Source organism: Fructilactobacillus sp. X7R7C1, from assembly GCF_059901065.1.
In genome coordinates this window covers 26,723-45,081 of record NZ_JBWXVF010000003.1, presented here as the reverse complement: position 1 = coordinate 45,081, position 18,359 = coordinate 26,723, and the positions used below count along the sequence as shown (strand labels likewise).

Below are 18,359 nucleotides of genomic sequence, written 5' to 3'. Positions count from 1 at the left end.
TCTCCTATTATTATTGTCGAGATTAATAAGTCACAAAATTAATTCTAACATAAAGAAATTGTTTGTGAAATAATATAAAAATGAAATCAGCTGAAAAGCCCCACAGGGCAGGATAAATTAATTTAATAATTTGTTGTTAACGATTTATTTTTCATTTTGAGCCCACTCAAATTCTAATCCTGGATCAGCATTTAGTGAAGCTTTTCCTTTTTCCTGATGGTGCTGCATTGCCGCTGCAGCAGCTCCTATCATAGCTGCATTATCTCCACACAACTTAAGCGGAGCCTTGACAAATTCCACATTTTCCTTACTGGCAATCGCATCTAGTCGATTTCTAATGCCCTTATTCGCGGCAACTCCGCCAGCTAAAATAAACTCTTTTACAGGATAATTTTCAAGCGCACTTTGTGATTTTTTTGCCAAAACGTCCACTACGGCAGCTTCAAAACTAGCAGCTAAATCGTTCTTATTTAGAGTCTTTCCAATCTGATCGGCATGGTGAACGGTATTGATAAAAGCACTTTTAAGTCCACTAAAACTAAAATCATAATTACCATCTGATTCCATCGCGCGTGGAAAATTAAAAGTATCCCTTCCCTTTTGAGCCATTTTGTCAACAGTTGGACCAGCTGGATAATTAATTCCTAAAACTCTCCCAATTTTGTCAAACGCTTCACCTGCGGCATCGTCTCTAGTCTCACCGATGATTTCAAACCTACCTTCTGCAGGCATAAAAACAAGCTCCGTATGACCACCAGATACCACAAGTGCCATTGCCGGAAACTCAATTGGCTTAATAAAGTTAGTAGCATAAATATGTCCTGCAATGTGATTAATTGGAATGAGGGGTAGATGATGAGCCCAAGCTACCACTTTGGCAGCGGTGACTCCAATCAAAAGTGCCCCAACCAATCCTGGGCCATAGGTCACAGCTACCGCCGTTAAATCATCGTATGTGACGTTTGCACGTTTCAAAGCATCATTTATACAAATGGTAATCTCTTCAATATGATGACGACTAGCCACTTCTGGTACCACACCACCAAATCGCTGATGACTTTTAATCTGAGTTGCAACGACGTTTGATAAAATTTCTTTACCATCCTTGATAACAGCAACACTTGTTTCATCACAACTACTCTCAAACGCCAAGATCACACTATTATCTTGCATTAATCCTCACCCGTCTCTAACTATCTTCCAAAATTATTTGGTGCCACTTTTTGCTTGGATAAATCCAGTTTCATTACCACAGCATCTTCACCATCATTATAGTAATCTGGATCAATTCCAACCTGAACAAACCCAAGATCCCGATTCAAATCTTGAGCTTTAATATTTCCCAATCGAATTTCGATTGAAACACTTTTAAGTCTCATCAGTCGTGCTCTTCTGATAACCATGGTAAGCAAAAAATATCCCAATCCGCGATTTTGGAATTTGGGTAACACCGCAATATTTTCAACGTGACAATTCTTACTATCACGAGAAATCGAACAACCGACAAAAGCAATCAATTCGTCGGCTTTCCTAATTACCAAGTATAAACTGTTTTTGTGCTTTTTTAGATCATTTAGGAAACGTTCTCGATCCCAAGCTGCCTTTTTGTCGTAAACCTCTTCTTCAACATTCACAATGTCAGGGATGTCAGTAATAGAACCCTTGCCAAAATAGTAATCGACTCCATTCACATCAACAATGTGATTTTTAATCTGAAGTCCACGCTGAATCTTGGCTTCTTCCTTTTTTTTAACGTTCTTTTTTAACCATGCCTCAATTTTCTTCAACATAAGACTCGTTTTCCCTCCCCGGGTTTAACTTTTGCCAGTCTGCTTGTGCTTTGGTTAAACGAAGATAATTGGGATTAAAATTGTTAACATCAGCAACTGGTTCTTGCTTTTCCCCATAGATACCAATTTTAGCTGCCTGTGGCAGGTTATCAATTCCAGTCATATATTTGAAATCTTTCCCGAAATGTTGTTTTAAGCGCTCGGAAAAATGAGCAACATCACTTCCAACGAATACGATGGGCTCATCAAACTTGTCCAGTTCGGTCATCCACTTATCAAAATTAACGTGTTGATCTTTAATTACCGACTCGGGACCACGATCGGAAGTACGGTACAGACCAGTAAACAAATTATCGTTTCTACCATCAAATAATGGCACTACCAACTGGTCGTGTTTTTGCACGTTTAAAACAAGCGCCATGAGACTTGAAATGCCAACCAAATCAATATTCAATGTATCGGCCAAAACTTTTCCAACCGTGGTGGCAATTCTAATCCCAGTGTATGAACCAGGACCATTACTTACGACGACCCGATCCAGATCTTGTGGAGTTAAATTGGCATAATTAACCAACTCTTCAACCACCGGCATTAAGTATTCAGCATGTTTTCTATGCGTTGTCATCGTGGTTGTTGCTAGCACCTGTTCGTCTTTTAAAACTGCCACAGTTAATGGTTGATTAGAGGTATCAACTGCTAAAACGTGCATATTATTTGCTTCCTTCTTTATTCAGCTTCTCCCATTTAATTTCGGCAATCGATTTAGTATCATCATTGACCGAAATATCGTGGATCGATCGAATTTGATCACCGGTCTTAATGAGTTTGCTTCGACTTACGACCGGATCACCATATGTAACTTCATCTTCATACTTAATACTTACTTGCTTTGGAACGTGAGTTGCCAAAAAATCATAGGATAAATCATCAACCATCCATCCAATGTATTTGGCATTATTGACATGAGAATTCCAATCAATGTCAGTAAAACGAACATGATACTCAGTCTTCATAAGATTTTGTTCATCATGAATTTGAGGAATCTTTCTTAACCGTTGAATCCTTCTTACTCGATCACAATGATAGGGAGTAATCATATCTTCCTCTAATCGAACCATTTTTCTGGATTTAATGTCCATCATGACCCACAAACTGCCAACATGAACTAATTCATTCCCGTTAACGTCTCTAACCCAGAATTCACGGTACGCAAAGTACTTAGTGTATGAAGTTCCCCTCGTTTGAACCTGAATTTTTTCATGAACTTTAGGAAGACGCGTAATATCCATGTCGGTTTGAACAACAACCCAAGTTACGCCATGTTCAATCACATGTCTGGTACTTACACCGAGTGCTTTTGCTTGGTCCTGTGAAATCATAATGATCACGTCAATTAACATTGAAAGAGTAATGTTACCCAGTAAATTGGTTTCATAGTACTCAACTACATGGTCTTCAGAAAAAATATCTCCAGTCATCTTAATTCCTCTTATCTTATTCTATGTGGTGGTATTGATTATAAACATCCTGACGGACTAACCCATTTTGCTTAGCGACTTGCTTAATCGCGCCATTGGGCTTTTCACCGTTACTAATTAATTGATCAACCTGCTCGTAAACCGATAATTGAGCTTCATTTTGCTTCTCTTCATGAAGTTTAAACCCGTCTGGATTCCCAGAAACTAGAATGACAAACTCTCCTCTAATCTCATTTTGTTTGGACCATTCCACTAAATCGTCAAGACCACCACGAACGTATTCTTCAAACTTTTTAGTGAGCTCTCTTGCAAGCACTGCCTGCCGATTGCCAAAAACCTTTTGCATGTTTAAGAGCGTCTTTTTAAGTCGATGAGGAGCTTCATAAAAAATCAAGGTCGGATATTCTTGTGCTAAAATCTTTAGTTCATCAACCTGCTCTTTGGGTTTCCGTTTTAAAAATCCATAAAACAAAAACGGTTGAGGTTTAAGTCCTGAAGCAATTAAACTAGTAAGGCCAGCGTTTGGTCCCGGAATGCTTATCACGGAAATATCATGTTCAATGCATTGCTTTACTAACTCACGTCCAGGATCACTAATTGAAGGCATCCCTGCATCACTGACTTGTGCAATTGAAATCCCATTGATTAATTTTTCAACTAATTCAGGTGCTCGTTGTTCAGTATTATGCTCATGAAAACTAATTTGTTTGGTCGTAATATCAAAATGATTTAAAAGTTTCTGGGTATTCCTCGTATCTTCAGCAGCAATCAAATCAACATCTTTTAAAATATTGATGGCTCTAATCGTCATATCATCAAGATTACCAATTGGTGTAGGAACCAGATATAAACTGCCCTTGTTATGATCTGCAAAACTTTTTTGAACTGATAAATCCAATGGAATTACCTTTCTCCGTAAATGATATCGGTACAAAACATACAACTACTATTACTATTACGCCGTTTTCCATAAAACTGTGTGCAAACATGAAATCCTTCGTTATACAATTTTTCCAAGTTTTTCTTGGACATCGAAAGTTGCTGCTTCTTTTTGTTTTTCCCATCTTTTCCTGAAATTAACTCTCGAAGATGTTCATTTTCAATCTTCAGTTCTGAATTTTCCTCGATGACTTTATCAATTTCATCCCGAAGATCACCAATTTTTTCACTCATTAATTCCGATTGTGATTCCAAATTATTAAATTCTTCGTTAACATCTGATTCTTTCAATCGACTTTTGCTCCTCCTTCAATGACTGCTAAACATTTCAGGGTAATAACCTCCAAAATATTTTGGAAGCTAACGTTTAGATCTTGTTTTTTGGCACTGTTCAAGACCGTTGTGATGATTTCAATTAATTGATCATCTGATAACTGGTTAGCCATCTGTTTCAAAAGGGAATACTGATCACCAAACCCTAAACTATCAGGCTTTAATTCCCTAAACTTGATATCAAAGACATCCTTAAAAATTTGATAAATCATTTTTAAAGTCATCTGTTGTTCAAACCGACCCGTTATATTAGGCATAAAGCTAATTTGAACGCTCGTAAAAGCGCGATAGTCATCATTAACTAATTCATTAAACCAGTGCTCAACTATCTCTTTAACCTTGTTAAACCAACCGTCTTCAAGCATTTTATCAATTGAAGATAAGTCCTCAGTTAATTCTAAAATAAGATTACTAGACGTTTTCGATAACCCTCTATCAGTTACGTACTTAATCAAGTTATCTTCGTTAATTTTTGGAAATTCTACTAACTGCGTTCTAGATATGATGGTTGGTAATATCTTTCGATAGTCATTGGTAAGTAAAAAGGAATTAACTTGCCCATTTGGCTCTTCAATAAACTTCAAAAGACTATTAGCAGCACTAGTAGTCATCGTATCGGCCCCGTCAATAATGAAAACCTTCTTGTTTCCTTCAACCGCACTTTTAGAAAATTCATGTTTTAAATGTCGAATTGAATCAACTTTGATACTTCTGCCATCGGGTTTGATCATCACCACATCAGGATGTTCGTTTTCTGCGATCCGGACACACTCATTACAGATGCCACATGGCATGCCGTTTTGAACGTTATTACAAAACAAACGCATTGCAATCGTCTTTGCAACCGCTAATTTTCCCAAACCATCCGAACCCGAAAAAAGATACGAGTGACTGAGATCTTGAGCCGAAATAACGCCCATAAAGTGTTGTGTTAAAGTAGCTTGTTTTTGGGTAGCCTGTTTAATTATGGTCTGAGCTAAAGTTTCTTCTACCATTATATTAACTAACTAGAAGCGATTTAATGATTCCATTGGCAAAATCATAACCGTTGCTCCTCCAACCTGAACTTCAACTGGGTAAGACGTCTCACTAATGCTTCCAGCTAAACTAACTGGTGGCGTCATGTATTGTTTTCTAGTTTCACAGGTTGTTTTAATGATATCCAAAATCTCGTCGACCTTATCATCTTTAGCCCCAATCAAATAAGTGACGTTTTTAGCCTTCAAGAATCCACCCTTAGTGGATAATTGGGTTGCCTGGATCTTATGTTTGATGAATTCAGATTGTAATTTGGCTGCATCCTTATCTTGGATAATTGCAATAATTAACTTCATAACTGATCCTCCTATTTACTTTCATTAAAATATCTAGCTGCTCTCTTATACAACACGGAAATGACCTGATCTACTACTTGTTCAATTGGCCTAGTAGCATCAACCTTAATAACCCGCTTGGGGTTCTGTTTGGCAATTTCATCATAAGCTTCATGAACCCGAACGTAAAAATCGTGTTCTTGAAGATCCAAACGATTAACTTCCCCACTCCGATGTTCAGCAATGCGGTCTAATCCAACGTCGACTGGGACGTCAAAATAAATGGTGGTATCAGGCATTAAACCCTCAGTAGCAAACTGGTTCATTGATAAAACGGCGTTTTCACCAAGTTCTCGGCCCGCTCCTTGATACGCAATTGAACTGTCAAGATAGCGGTCGCACAAAACTAATTGACCGGCCTTTAAAGCTGGCAAAATGGTCTTAACTAAATGCTCTCTTCTGGCCGCCGCAAACAAAAGCGCCTCACAACGGTCATCCATATCTGACTCGTTTTTATTCAAAATTATCTGACGAATTTGCTCGGAAACTTGGTTTCCACCTGGTTCACGAGTAGTTAGCAATTGGTCTTTAAGCATTGGTTTAATTTTATCAACCACCTGATTTAAAACGGTGGTTTTTCCAGCACCATCAGTGCCTTCAAATGTAATAAATTGTCCAGTCATATTAGATTCAGTCCCAGCATTTTTGCTATTTTCATTGTACTTTAAGTTATATTTATTGTCTATTTAAAAAGCCAGCTAGGATCTAGCTGGCTTACGTTTAGTTTTCATATACTGACGGTTGAATCCGATCATTTTTAATGTTTCGTTTTCGTGCTTGCCGATACATAAACATGTATTTTTGCTTTGTAAGCATCGTTTGTGCAAATAAGTGACTGTCCGTTTCGGAAACAGCTTGTTCAGTTTGCACAGCCTGATCCCAATCATTTTTTAAAAAATTGATGGTATCAAGCAATTGGTCATCATAATTTTGCTTCATAGAACTATATCTAAATAACGAAAACATCGTTCATCCCTCACATTTCGGTGCGTCCAGAAACTGCCTTTGAAAGGGTCATCTCATCTGCATACTCAATATCACTTCCGACTGACAGTCCATGAGACAATCTGGTAACTTTAATGCCTGCTGGCTTAATTAACTTTGCCAAATACATTGCCGTTGCTTCTCCCTCGGGAGTGGCATTAGTAGCAATGATGACTTCTTTAACTTCTTCGTTTTTTTGCAGTCGTTTGATTAAAGAGCTGATATTGATGTCTTCAGGACCCTTCCCCTCAATGGGGGAAAGCACTCCGTGTAAAACGTGATAAAGACCATTATAATCCTTCATTTTTTCCATCGTCATCACATCTTTAGACTGTTCCACTACCATAATCTTACTTTGATCACGACTTTCATCGGTACAGATCTCACAAGGATCGGTCTCGGTGATATTGCCGCAAATTGAACAAAAACGCAAATCATTCTTAGTTGAAGTTAAGGCATCCGCAAAGTTTTTTACATCGGTTTTATTCATATCAACCGTATAAAATGCCAATCTAGTGGCGGTCTTTCTGCCAATTCCTGGCAAATGCATGTAACTATCGATTAGCTTAGCAATTGGTTCTGGGTATTGCATTTAAATCCCTTCTTCTACATACCTGGAATATTCATTCCCTTGGTATACTTTCCCATCTTATCTTGAGTGGTCTTTTCAATCTGTGAAAGTGCATCGTTAACCGCACTGATCACTAGATCTGAGAGCATGTCTGGATCGTCTGGATCAATGGCTTCTGGTTTGACGTTCATGTCTTTCATCTTGCGATCACCAGTAAAGGTAACGGTCACCATATCCTCTGGTGCTTTTCCAGTGAACTCACTCTTCTCGATTTCTTCTTGTTCATTTTGCATTTGTTGTTGCATCTTACGAGCTTTTTGCATCATCTTTCCCATGTTCATTCCGTTCATAATTATTCTCCTTTTAATTAATCATCTTTAACATCAATTATATCATCACCAAACATCTGCTTGGCAGTATTAACCGAATCATTGTTATCTTTATCTTTGGTCGTTTCAGTTTGTTCTTGCTTTTCGTAAGCTTCGTTCGTATTAGAAGTCGCTTTTTCTGACTTGGGGGTTGACTTAGTCTTTTCATTATGAGACCGGTGATTTTTAAGGTAGTCACTTCTAAGTTGTGGCCATTCATCATTTGGTACAAACACAACCATTGGAACAAATCCTAAAATACGATCAAGGCCATTTTGAAGTGCATCCATCAAATCACCATCGGTTCCAGCCTTCTGATACAAAAAACCATAATCAAAGGCAACAACAACTCCCTTATCACTCGCAGCAACGGGGTTTGAGACATGCATCACGGCTCGTTGCGTGACCGACAACGACTGAAGTAATTCCTGCCAGATATCCTGATAGGTAGTCAGATCTTTTCTAGTGGCCCTTTCTAGGATATCGTAAACTTTCGTCAAATTAACTCGGACCTGTTTGGTGGAATCATAATGAGGGGAATCAGCGATTGGTTTAGATTTAGTTGATTTAGGTTGCTTATCATCATCAGTTAACTGTTTTAAAGGCGAACCATTTCCCAGTTCCGACTTTAACTCACTAACTTGATTTTGCAGCTCAGACAGTTGCTTTTTTAAAACTTTCGTATCCTTATTATCATCACTTTTTGATTCGTTATCTGGGTCACTTTCTTTTTGATTTGCCAGTTTAACCGTTAAAATATCCAAATAAACATCGGGATGAGACGAATAACGCATCTGACTTTGAACGTCACTCATAATTTCAACGTAATGATATATTAGATTACTATCTACCTTATCAGCAATCGTCTTAAAATTGTCGCCTAAAAGTCCAAGTTCGCTCTTTTGGACCATTTCTGGATCCTGATGATATAACAAAATATTCTGACAATAATCAATTAAGTCCTCAATAAACTGATTAGCGTCTTTGCCGTCATCAAGAATTTCTTGAACCATTTTTAAACCCGTCGAAACGTCTGAATTAAAAACAGCCTCAAAGTACGACTGAATTCGATCCCTGGTGACACTGCCAGTGACTGACAAGGCACTTTCACATGTTACCTTATCATTACTGTAGGAAAGAGCTTGGTCAAGGATACTAAGTGCATCACGCATCCCACCCTCAGCACTTTTAGCGATTACCTTTAATGCCTTGTCATCGTACTCAATGCCCTTTTTTGAAAGGATGTATTCCATTCGTTGCAGGATATCACTAGCCTTGATTCGTTTGAAATCAAAACGTTGTGTTCGTGAAATGATGGTAGCAGGAATCTTTTGGGGTTCAGTGGTAGCCAATATGAAAATGACGTGCTCCGGCGGCTCTTCTAGTGTTTTAAGCAAGGCATTAAAGGCCCCCGTCGACAACATATGCACTTCATCAATGATATAAACTTTATATTTACCTTCCGTTGGGGAATACTTCGCCTTATCGCGAATATTTCTGATCTCTTCGACCCCATTATTAGAAGCAGCATCAATTTCAATGACATCATTAAACGCACCTTTATTAATTGCTAGACACGTTGCACACTCATTACAGGGCTCGCCATCCTTTAAATTAGGGCAGTTAACCGCTTTAGCCAAAATTTTAGCGGCGGAAGTTTTTCCCGTTCCACGGGGACCCGTAAATAAATACGCATGACTAATTTGGTTAGTTATCAATGCGTTTTTTAGAGTCTGAGTAATGACTGGCTGCCCAACAATTTCATCAAATCTTTGTGGACGCCAGGTCCGATATAGTGCTTGATAACTCATGAAATGCTTCCTTTCGCCAAAAATTGATACCATTAATTATTATATCTTGAAAATTGATGAAATGCTAATAACTTTAAACAACATTTTGTCCAAAAAAAATCTCCCAGTCAAACGACTAGGAGTTTAATTTCTAAAAACGAGAAGCACAAGGCAAAAGATACTTAGTGCTGCTTCCTTCCGGACCTGACACGGTTCGTAAGTCTGCCCTTGCTTCAGGGCCTTACGGCATTAATTATCATAACCGAAAAATCCACAAATGTCTAGGAATATTCACGTTATTTGCGTTTATCTTTAAAGAATTTCTTCATCATATTACCAGATTGGCTGGCTTTCAATCCACTTGTCACTTGAACCTGATGGTTTTGTCTTGAATCATTCAGGGTGTGATAAAGACTTTCAACGGCTCCTGCTTTTTCATTTTTTGCTCCATATACTAATCTTTTAATTCTGGTATTAATGATCGCACCAGCACACATTAAACAGGGTTCAACCGTCACGTACATCTCACAATCATTTAAACGCCAACTCTTTAAATTGATACACGCTTCTTCAATCGCAATGATTTCAGCATGCTCGGTTCCAATCTCCGTATGTTCACGCAGATTATGTCCCCTTCCAACAATTTGACCGTCCTTAACGATTACTGCTCCAATCGGTACTTCGCCAATGACGTAAGCATGGTTAGCTTCATTTAAAGCTTGGTCCATAAAATACGCATCATTTTCATTCATTTATGACTTCCTTTCTACTCTTTAAAATGTAATATCCCTTATCACGTTTAACGATTTGTACGTTACCAAAAACCTTATTCATTAATTTTTTAGCCGAGGGTGCTCCCTGCTTCTTTTGTAAAACCACCGTCAACGTTCCATCATTAACCAGGTGGTCATAAGAACCCGTAATCATTTCATCGACAACTTTTTTTCCGGCACGAACGGGCGGATTAGTTATAATGCCCGCATACTTTTGGGAAATATTCTGGTACCCATCAGAAGCAAAAATATCTACGTTATCAATCTGATTGAGATCTGCATTCTGTTTAGCCAGTTTTAATGCTAAATTATTGACGTCTACCATAGTAAAATGCCGTTCTGGATTTGTCTTGGCCAAAAACAGACCAATCGGGCCGTAACCACATCCCATGTCTAAGATTGCTCCCTGAGGCATTTCATTAACATCGACATTATTAATCAAAACCCGCGAACCATAATCCACGGTATTTTTAGAAAACACACCGTTGTCTGTCACAAAACTTAGCGTGGTTTTAAGTAAAGAAAAGTTCCAATGTTTTTCCTCATGTTTAACATTGGGATTTGCGGTATAATAAAAGTCGTTCAAAATTAATCACATCCTAAAAAAATAATATTTAAACCATAAACACTATATATAGCGTCTAATTCCTATCAATTTCACTATATATGGTGTTTTTTTCTGTTGAAAATTTCACTTTTTGAGAGTAAACTCATCAAGTGAAAGATATCAAGGAGATGAAACAAAATGAAAAAAATTACTGTATTTACCAAGAACAATTGTATCCAATGCAAGATGACAAAACGTTTCCTTAGCGAACACAACGTTGACTTCGTTGAAAAAAACACATCCGAAAATCCGGAATACGTCGCTTACCTGAAAGGTGAAGGCTTTCAAGCTGTTCCAGTTGTTGAGAGTCAAGCACTTGAAGCATTTAGTGGGTTTCAACCTGACCAATTAAAGAAACTAGTTGGTTAAATTTTTCATATTTATAGTATAATACAAAACCAACGTTTCAGATATTTCGTACGACACGATTAAGGGAGAGTAATCCAATATGTCTTTAAAAGATTTGCACGATGTTACGTATTACGAACTAAATAATGAAATTAATATCCCTGTCGATGGCAGAATCCAATTGGAAAAAGATCAGGAAGCTTTAAAAGCCTTCTTCAAAGAAAACGTTAATCCAAATACCGTTAAGTTTGATTCTTTAAAAGATCGTTTTGATTATCTAATTAAGCATAATTACATTGAAGAGGATTTTGTAAATAAATATCCCTTTTCATTCATTGAAAAATTATACAAGTATTTGGAAAAACAAGATTTTCACTTCAAATCATTTATGGCTGCATACAAGTTTTATGCTCAATACGCCATGAAAACTGATGACAATTCCATGTACTTAGAAAGCTACATAGACAGAACCGCAATGAACGCCCTGTTTCTTGCTGATGGCGATCAAAAGCTTGCCATGGATCTTGCTGATGAATTAATTCATCAACGCTTTCAACCAGCCACTCCAACTTTTTTAAATGCTGGAAAGAAACGCAGGGGTGAGTTGATTTCGTGTTTTCTACTTCAAACCACCGATAACATGAATACCATCGGTCGTACCATTAATTCGGCCCTTCAATTATCCAAAATTGGTGGTGGAGTTGGGATCAACCTTTCTAACCTTAGAGCGGCCGGCGACCCTATTAAACACATTCAAGGAGCAGCTAGCGGCGTTCTTCCAGTAATGAAGTTACTAGAGGATAGTTTTACCTATTCTAATCAATTAGGCCAAAGAAACGGTGCTGGGGTTGTTTATTTAAGTGTCTTCCATCCCGACATCATCGAGTTCTTAGGGGTTAAAAAGGAAAATGCCGACGAAAAAATTCGGGTTAACACTCTTTCCCTGGGAGTAGTTGTCCCAGATAAATTCTATGAACTATCTAAAAACAATGAAGATATGTACTTATTTAGTCCGTACGACGTTGAACGTGAGTATGGCGTTCCCTTTTCTTACGTCGATATCACTAAAGAATACGACAACATGGTCAACAACAAGAATATTCGCAAAAAGAAGATCAGGGCACGTGAACTAGAGACAGAAATTGGTAAGTTACAACAAGAGTCCGGCTACCCATACATTATCAATATCGACACCGCCAATCGTGACAATCCAGTTGATGGCAAAATCGTCATGAGTAACTTATGTACTGAAATTATGCAAGTCCAAACCCCATCAATTGTTGATGATGAACAAAATTACGAACAGCTTGGAACCGATGTTTCTTGTAATTTAGGGTCAACGAACGTTGTCAATTTGATGGCTTCTCCTGACTTCGGTAAATCAGTCGAAGCCATGGTCAAAGCTCTAACTTTTGTGACCGATCATTCATCAATTAACGTTGTTCCATCAGTCAGACGTGGCAATGAATTAAGTCACTCAATTGGTTTAGGAGCTATGGGTCTTCACTCTTATTTTGCTAAAAATCATATGTATTATGGTTCAAAAGAATCCATTGAATTTACCAGCACCTATTTCATGTTATTAAATTACTGGACCTTAAAGGCCTCAAATCAAATGGCCAAGGATCGCGGTAAGGTCTTTCATAACTTCGACAAGAGTAAGTACGCTGACGGTTCTTATTTTGATCAATACGTAAATAAAAGTTGGGCGCCAACTTCCAAAAAAGTCAAGTCATTGTTTGATGGTGTCTTTATTCCAACTGAAAAAGATTGGGAAGATTTAAAGAAGTCAATCATGGAATATGGTTTGTACCACCAAAACCGAATGGCAGTTGCTCCAAACGGTTCCACCGCTTACATCGGTGATGCTACCGCTAGTTTGCACCCAATCGTTCAAAAAATTGAAGCCAGACAAGAGTCCAAAATCGGAACAATTTACTATCCGGCCCCCTACCTTTCTAATGACACCATTCCTTACTACGAATCAGCTTACGACACGGACATGCGAAAGGTGATTGACGTTTACGCCGCCGCTCAAAAACACGTCGATCAGGGAATGAGTTTGACTCTCTTCATGCGCTCAACCATTCCTGAAGGGCTATACGAATGGAAAGACGGTCGAAGTAACAAAATGTCCACCAGAGATTTAACGATCCTTCGCAATTACGCCTACAAAAAGGGAATTAAATCGCTCTACTATGTTCGGACATTTACCGATGACAACACTGAAGTTGGTGCTAACGAGTGTGAAAGCTGTGTAATTTAATCTTTAGGAGGGAATTTATGGACATTAATAAAGTTTTAACCGGAAAGTTACAGGGAAATTACAAGGCCATTAATTGGAATTCCATTGGCGACGAGATTGATAAAGCCACCTGGGAAAAACTAACCGAACAGTTCTGGCTTGATACCAGAATTCCTTTGTCAAATGATTTAAAGGATTGGCGTTCGCTTGACGATGATCATAAATGGATTGTTGGTCACGTTTTTGGTGGCTTAACTTTACTGGATACCTTACAGTCTCAAGACGGAATGGCCGCCCTTAGAAATGATGCTGTTACCCAACATGAAATTGCGGTTTTAAATAACATTCAATTTATGGAATCCGTTCACGCCAAAAGCTATTCATCCATTTTTTCAACTTTAAACACCCCTGATGAAATTGATGAAATCTTTCATTGGAGTGATACAGAAGAATTCCTCCAAAACAAAACGAAAAAGATCTATTCGTTATACCATGACGATGGTCATCCATTAAAAAAGAAAATTTCTAGTGTGTTCCTTGAAACTTTTCTTTTTTACTCTGGATTCTATACTCCCATCTGGTACCTCGGTCATAACGAGCTTCCAAACGTTGCTGAAATCATTAAATTAATTATTCGTGACGAATCGGTTCACGGAACATACATTGGCTATAAATTCCAAGTTCAGTTCAACCAATTAGGTGAAAATGAACAAAATGATTTAAAGGATTGGATGTATAACTTCTTGTACGACCTTTATCAAAATGAGGAAAAGTACACACATTTGCTTTACGACCAAGTGGGATGGTCTGAAGATGTTTTAACTTTCATTAGATATAACGCCAATAAGGCCCTCATGAATCTAGGACAAGATCCAATGTTCCCTGATACTGAAGCAGACGTTAACCCAATCGTTATGAACGGAATCTCCACCGCTACGGTCAATCATGACTTCTTCTCCCAAGTCGGTAACGGTTATCGACTTGGTAACGTTGAAGCAATGAGCGATTCCGACTACGATATTGGTAATAAAAAGAACCCAAAATAATTGTTCAACTAAAAAGAGGTTTCAGAATTAATTCTGAAACCTCTTTTTTATGGCATATTTTCTTCAACATTTTCAATCGTGGGACGTTCACTAACCACCGATAATAGCTGTAGCATCGTGAATACCAATGAATTATCCTTACGGTATACGAAGTACTTAGACACCCAGTTATCGACGTATTTCTGCTTATAAGACCGCAATCCTTGAAAGCTATAGAACGCATCACCATACTGATAAATTAAGTGAGCAATTTTTTCGTTAATAAAACTAAATTTTGATTCACCCACATTAGCTAGGGGTGCCATTCCTAAGTTAAACCACTTGTAACCCTCATCCTTTGAATACCTGAAGAGATGAATGAAGATTCCATCCATAATTCCAGACGGAGCATCATTTCCCGACCGCATTAAGTCAACCGAAGTCATCACTCGATCACCCGTTGGCATGATGTTAGCAAAAGCTACAATCGCATCATTTTTATCGCGAATGACCGCAATTGGAGCCTGGTTTAAGTAATATGGATCAAAGAAGCCCAGAGAGAAGCCCTTTTCATCACGTCCATTGAGCCACTCATCAGAAATTCGTTTAAATTCACCCATCTGTTCTTTAGAAAATGGTGGATCTAAAACCTCAAAACGATAGCCTTCCCGATCGAACTTGTGCATTAACGCCCGTTCACCTCGATGTCGCTTACCGGTAAGGGAAAAGTCCGTTAAATCAACGTGACCTTCCTCTCCAGCTTTAATAAAATCAAAGCCTTTTTCGTGAAGTAACATTGTTAGTGATTCTCCAACTTCGTAAAATACCAGTGAGAAATCAGCTTTGTCAGCATCACTCATGAATTGGTCAATCGCTGGATCTAATTTATCCTGATTTCCAATTGGTTCACCCATCACAATTAACTTATTTGCCTTCTGTTTATACATGAAAATGACTTCGTCTTCACTATCTTCAGCATAGAAGTAAACCTTTTTATCACGCAAGAAGACTAAGTGACTAACTTCGTTTCCACCAAATTTGCGAATAACATTGCGAATTCTAACTTCATCAAAGGGTTGATTCAACCATGGGATGCGAGCGTACGTTAAATACTTGTACAACATAAACAGGATAATAAAGGCAATGATAATGCCCACAAATCCGGTTAACCAGACCTGTTCAGATGGCAAAAGATACACATTCATCATTTTGACGGGAGCGTGTCTACTAGACAAGTTATGATTACTCATGTAGATTCCGATGATGGAATACATTAAGAAAGTTCCAATAAAAATGATGCCGTCAAAAATTGCATTTCCCCACGAGTACGTGAGTTTTTGTCGGTACATACCCTTTCTTGATAACCACAAACAAATAATGATAAATCCTAACAGTAACGTTAATTTTAGTGGAAAGTCCTCTTTCCACAGGGTGTTAGCAATGGCAAACAACAAAATGATAACGGTCGGCCAAAAAGCTTTGTGGACTCTTGATCCTACTCCACGTGCTAATCCAATCAATAAAATCCCAATAATCACGTTCGACAACTGTCCTAAAAAGAACAGCGTGTATGGTGCCAGTGATAAATAGAGTGGATTAACAAGAGCCAAATTAGGAATAGTCGCATACAAAATCATCATGATTCCCGAAAAGTACATAAAAATAGTAATGACCAGCTGGGCCGACCTATGAACAATCGTTTTCGGAATATCATCCAGAAAATTGTTAATTCGTGCTCCCATTTCGTGGAAAAAGAGAAAGGCCCCCACGAAAAACGGGAGAAAATAGTAGAAAATTCGGTACAATAGCACCCATACGGCAGCAATTGTCGGTGACACCCCAAGTAAACTCAGGCTACCAATCATCATCGTATCAAACGACCCAAGACCACCCGGAAGCATTGAGACAACTCCAAAAACATTAGCAGCAATAAAAATGGGGAAAACGTCCCAAAGGTTAATGTTAAGTTTCATGAAGTATCCAATAATTAAAAACAACATGGCACAGCTCCCCCATTCGAGGCAGGAACCGAGGATCAGTTGAAACTCCCGTTTTAAGGTCAAATCACTAAAAAACTCAGAATTACTGAATCTAGTAACTAGGAAAATCACTGGAAAATAAACTCCTCCACCTACTAACCAAATCCAATCCTTTGCATACTGAGATCCAATGCCAAATCCAAAGATCAAAACTAACGAAACCAAACAATAGGTGGAAAGTCCTGCCAGTAAGAACAAGGCAATCTTAGAAATGGCATATAATACCTGTTTCTTACTAGCATTTTTACTGTAAAACATGGCTCTCAAACTGGCCCCAAGAAAGCCACCAAACCCAGCAATATTGGTAAATGTGTTAACAATCCACCCGCTCTTGACGATGTAGGATGGTTTAAACTTGCCAGGAAGAAACTCCGTAATGGTAAAATCATATATTAACATTGGTAACACAGCCACAAATCCTAAGATCGTTAAAATAATTAACGTCGTTGGTGACTGTGATGCAAGGCTCGCTCGCATTTCCTTTCCATTAATCTCAGAAAGCACGTGGGTCGCCTCGTAAACAACAAACACAAGGACCAGGGTGACAAAAATCCCCTTAATCCAGGCAGAATATTTGTTATAGAAATCCATAACTTTATTAAATGCTTTTTCCAATTGTTAACCCCCAAAAAATCGGCTAACTTCATTCTCTCAATTTTTATGACATAAAACAACTTTATTTAAACAATATTAAGGCAAAAAAAAGAACGTGCTTTTGCACGTTCTTTTTAGTCATCGACTACTTAAGAGTTACAGTAGCACCAACGGCTTCAAGCTTGTCCTTGATGTCGTTAGCATCTGATTCTGAAGCGCCTTCTTTAATAGCTTTAGGAGCGCCATCAACTAAGTCCTTAGCGTCTTTCAAACCAAGACCAGTGATATCTCTAACTGCCTTGATAACCTTAATCTTTTCTTGACCTGCTTCAGTAAGTTCAACGTCGTATGAATCCTTAGCAGCACCTTCACCACCAGCAGCACCTGCAGCTGCAACTGGAGCAGCAGCAGAAACATCAAATTCATCTTCGATTGACTTAACCAAGTCGTTTAAATCAGTGATTGAAGCTTCCTTTAATTGAGCAATAATATTATCTTTATCAAAAGCCATTTTAATTTCCTCCTATTAGGACATTTAATCTATTTTTATTAAGCTGCATCACTATCGTCACCATTATCATCTTTATCAACAACGGCATTAACAGCATAAGCAACCTTACGGATAGGATCTTTCAAGATGTTAGCAAGAGTTGAAAGCAATTCTTCACGGCTTGGTAGAGCAGCAAATTCATTGATTTCATCAAGTGAAGCGATCTTTCCTTCGATAATTCCACCCTTGATTTCAAGTTCAGGATTATCATCAGCGAAGTTCTTCAAAATCTTGGCTGGAGCAACTGGGTCTTCATCAGAAAATGCAATGGCAGTAGGTCCAACAAAAGTATCTTTCAAATCCTTAACGTCTGCTTTATCAGCAGCACGCTCTAAAATTTTATTTTTAATAACACTCATTGAGACATCATTATCACGCAATTGTTTACGTAAATCAGTATCTTGAGCAACACTTAAACCTCGGTAATCAACAACAATTGCTGATACAGCTTTTTGAAATTGGTCAGCAACTTCATCAACCTTTTTGGCTTTAGTATCAATAACTTCTTTTTTTGGCATATTATTTCACCTCCCAATGTATTTTGGGACTTAA

At 38.2% G+C, this 18,359-nt stretch carries 21 protein-coding genes, 1 other RNA gene and 1 other annotated feature (1 of these 23 cut by a window edge); of the genes, 3 read left to right on the top strand and 19 right to left on the bottom strand.

Annotation, left to right across the window (positions count from 1 at the left end; genetic code table 11):
• Nucleotides 1-144: 144 nt before the first annotated feature.
• From tsaD to AC6UDC_RS05030, 16 genes are all read right to left on the bottom strand, one after another.
• Entirely contained in the window at nt 145-1,173 is a 1,029-nt protein-coding gene (tsaD, locus tag AC6UDC_RS05105; RefSeq protein WP_500699859.1) for a tRNA (adenosine(37)-N6)-threonylcarbamoyltransferase complex transferase subunit TsaD, read from the bottom strand.
• Between the two features lie 20 nt (nt 1,174-1,193).
• Nucleotides 1,194-1,790, bottom strand: coding sequence for a ribosomal protein S18-alanine N-acetyltransferase (gene rimI / locus AC6UDC_RS05100; protein ID WP_500696132.1), 597 nt, complete (start codon nt 1,788-1,790; stop codon nt 1,194-1,196).
• A complete protein-coding gene (gene tsaB, locus AC6UDC_RS05095) occupies nt 1,774-2,499 on the bottom strand; it encodes a tRNA (adenosine(37)-N6)-threonylcarbamoyltransferase complex dimerization subunit type 1 TsaB (RefSeq protein ID WP_500699860.1) in 726 nt (241 codons plus the stop codon). Before tsaB ends, rimI begins: the two co-directional genes overlap by 17 nt.
• A gap of 1 nt (nt 2,500) precedes the next feature.
• Complete coding sequence (locus tag AC6UDC_RS05090; RefSeq protein WP_500699861.1) at nt 2,501-3,268, bottom strand: acyl-[acyl-carrier-protein] thioesterase; 768 nt, start codon at nt 3,266-3,268, stop codon at nt 2,501-2,503.
• Between the two features lie 16 nt (nt 3,269-3,284).
• Nucleotides 3,285-4,166, bottom strand: a complete 882-nt coding sequence (rsmI, locus tag AC6UDC_RS05085; RefSeq protein WP_500694459.1) for a 16S rRNA (cytidine(1402)-2'-O)-methyltransferase — start codon at nt 4,164-4,166, stop codon at nt 3,285-3,287.
• 5 nt (nt 4,167-4,171) lie between these two features.
• Complete coding sequence (locus tag AC6UDC_RS05080; RefSeq protein WP_500694460.1) at nt 4,172-4,498, bottom strand: DNA replication initiation control protein YabA; 327 nt, start codon at nt 4,496-4,498, stop codon at nt 4,172-4,174.
• Nucleotides 4,495-5,535, bottom strand: coding sequence for a DNA polymerase III subunit delta' (gene holB / locus AC6UDC_RS05075; RefSeq protein WP_500721617.1), 1,041 nt, complete (start codon nt 5,533-5,535; stop codon nt 4,495-4,497). Before holB ends, AC6UDC_RS05080 begins: the two co-directional genes overlap by 4 nt.
• 12 nt (nt 5,536-5,547) lie before the next feature.
• Nucleotides 5,548-5,874 carry a cyclic di-AMP receptor DarA gene (darA, locus tag AC6UDC_RS05070; protein ID WP_500696137.1) on the bottom strand — a complete coding sequence of 109 codons (327 nt, stop codon included), beginning with the start codon at nt 5,872-5,874 and terminating at the stop codon, nt 5,548-5,550.
• An 11-nt stretch (nt 5,875-5,885) separates the two neighbouring features.
• Complete coding sequence (gene tmk / locus AC6UDC_RS05065) at nt 5,886-6,536, bottom strand: dTMP kinase (RefSeq protein WP_500721613.1); 651 nt, start codon at nt 6,534-6,536, stop codon at nt 5,886-5,888.
• A 97-nt stretch (nt 6,537-6,633) separates the two neighbouring features.
• The gene (locus AC6UDC_RS05060) at nt 6,634-6,879 is read right to left on the bottom strand and encodes a YaaL family protein (protein WP_500696139.1); all 246 of its coding nucleotides are present in this window, start codon (nt 6,877-6,879) and stop codon (nt 6,634-6,636) included.
• Nucleotides 6,880-6,889: 10 nt separating this feature from the next.
• Nucleotides 6,890-7,489 (bottom strand): recombination mediator RecR, encoded by a 600-nt coding sequence (recR, locus tag AC6UDC_RS05055; protein ID WP_500694465.1) that lies wholly within the window; start codon nt 7,487-7,489, stop codon nt 6,890-6,892.
• Between the two features lie 14 nt (nt 7,490-7,503).
• Entirely contained in the window at nt 7,504-7,821 is a 318-nt protein-coding gene (locus AC6UDC_RS05050) for a YbaB/EbfC family nucleoid-associated protein (RefSeq protein WP_500696169.1), read from the bottom strand.
• 14 nt (nt 7,822-7,835) lie between these two features.
• Nucleotides 7,836-9,647: a DNA polymerase III subunit gamma/tau gene (dnaX, locus tag AC6UDC_RS05045; RefSeq protein WP_500721611.1), complete on the bottom strand. Its 1,812-nt coding sequence runs from the start codon at nt 9,645-9,647 to the stop codon at nt 7,836-7,838.
• A 132-nt stretch (nt 9,648-9,779) separates the two neighbouring features.
• Nucleotides 9,780-9,866: signal recognition particle sRNA small type (ffs, locus tag AC6UDC_RS05040), an RNA gene on the bottom strand.
• Nucleotides 9,867-9,922: 56 nt separating this feature from the next.
• Nucleotides 9,923-10,378 (bottom strand): tRNA adenosine(34) deaminase TadA, encoded by a 456-nt coding sequence (gene tadA / locus AC6UDC_RS05035; protein WP_500721609.1) that lies wholly within the window; start codon nt 10,376-10,378, stop codon nt 9,923-9,925.
• Nucleotides 10,371-10,985, bottom strand: a complete 615-nt coding sequence (locus tag AC6UDC_RS05030) for a class I SAM-dependent methyltransferase (RefSeq protein ID WP_500721605.1) — start codon at nt 10,983-10,985, stop codon at nt 10,371-10,373. The genes tadA and AC6UDC_RS05030 overlap by 8 nt, the downstream gene beginning before the upstream one ends.
• A gap of 159 nt (nt 10,986-11,144) precedes the next feature.
• Here AC6UDC_RS05030 and nrdH point away from each other — a divergent pair, with 159 nt between their 5' ends.
• The 3 genes from nrdH to nrdF all read left to right on the top strand — a co-directional run bounded on the left by nrdH (nt 11,145) and on the right by nrdF (nt 14,645).
• Nucleotides 11,145-11,375 (top strand): glutaredoxin-like protein NrdH, encoded by a 231-nt coding sequence (gene nrdH, locus AC6UDC_RS05025; RefSeq protein ID WP_500694469.1) that lies wholly within the window; start codon nt 11,145-11,147, stop codon nt 11,373-11,375.
• A 79-nt stretch (nt 11,376-11,454) separates the two neighbouring features.
• Nucleotides 11,455-13,620 carry a class 1b ribonucleoside-diphosphate reductase subunit alpha gene (gene nrdE, locus AC6UDC_RS05020; protein WP_500721601.1) on the top strand — a complete coding sequence of 722 codons (2,166 nt, stop codon included), beginning with the start codon at nt 11,455-11,457 and terminating at the stop codon, nt 13,618-13,620.
• Nucleotides 13,621-13,637: 17 nt separating this feature from the next.
• A complete protein-coding gene (gene nrdF, locus AC6UDC_RS05015; RefSeq protein WP_500694471.1) occupies nt 13,638-14,645 on the top strand; it encodes a class 1b ribonucleoside-diphosphate reductase subunit beta in 1,008 nt (335 codons plus the stop codon).
• A gap of 47 nt (nt 14,646-14,692) precedes the next feature.
• Here nrdF and mprF read toward each other — a convergent pair whose 3' ends face one another.
• The 3 genes from mprF to rplJ all read right to left on the bottom strand — a co-directional run bounded on the left by mprF (nt 14,693) and on the right by rplJ (nt 18,325).
• Entirely contained in the window at nt 14,693-17,254 is a 2,562-nt protein-coding gene (gene mprF / locus AC6UDC_RS05010) for a bifunctional lysylphosphatidylglycerol flippase/synthetase MprF (RefSeq protein WP_500721753.1), read from the bottom strand.
• Nucleotides 17,255-17,402: 148 nt separating this feature from the next.
• A complete protein-coding gene (gene rplL / locus AC6UDC_RS05005) occupies nt 17,403-17,768 on the bottom strand; it encodes a 50S ribosomal protein L7/L12 (RefSeq protein WP_500694473.1) in 366 nt (121 codons plus the stop codon).
• A 38-nt stretch (nt 17,769-17,806) separates the two neighbouring features.
• Complete coding sequence (gene rplJ, locus AC6UDC_RS05000; RefSeq protein ID WP_500694474.1) at nt 17,807-18,325, bottom strand: 50S ribosomal protein L10; 519 nt, start codon at nt 18,323-18,325, stop codon at nt 17,807-17,809.
• 26 nt (nt 18,326-18,351) lie between these two features.
• Nucleotides 18,352-18,359, bottom strand: a sequence feature (ribosomal protein L10 leader region) (it continues 109 nt past the right edge of the window).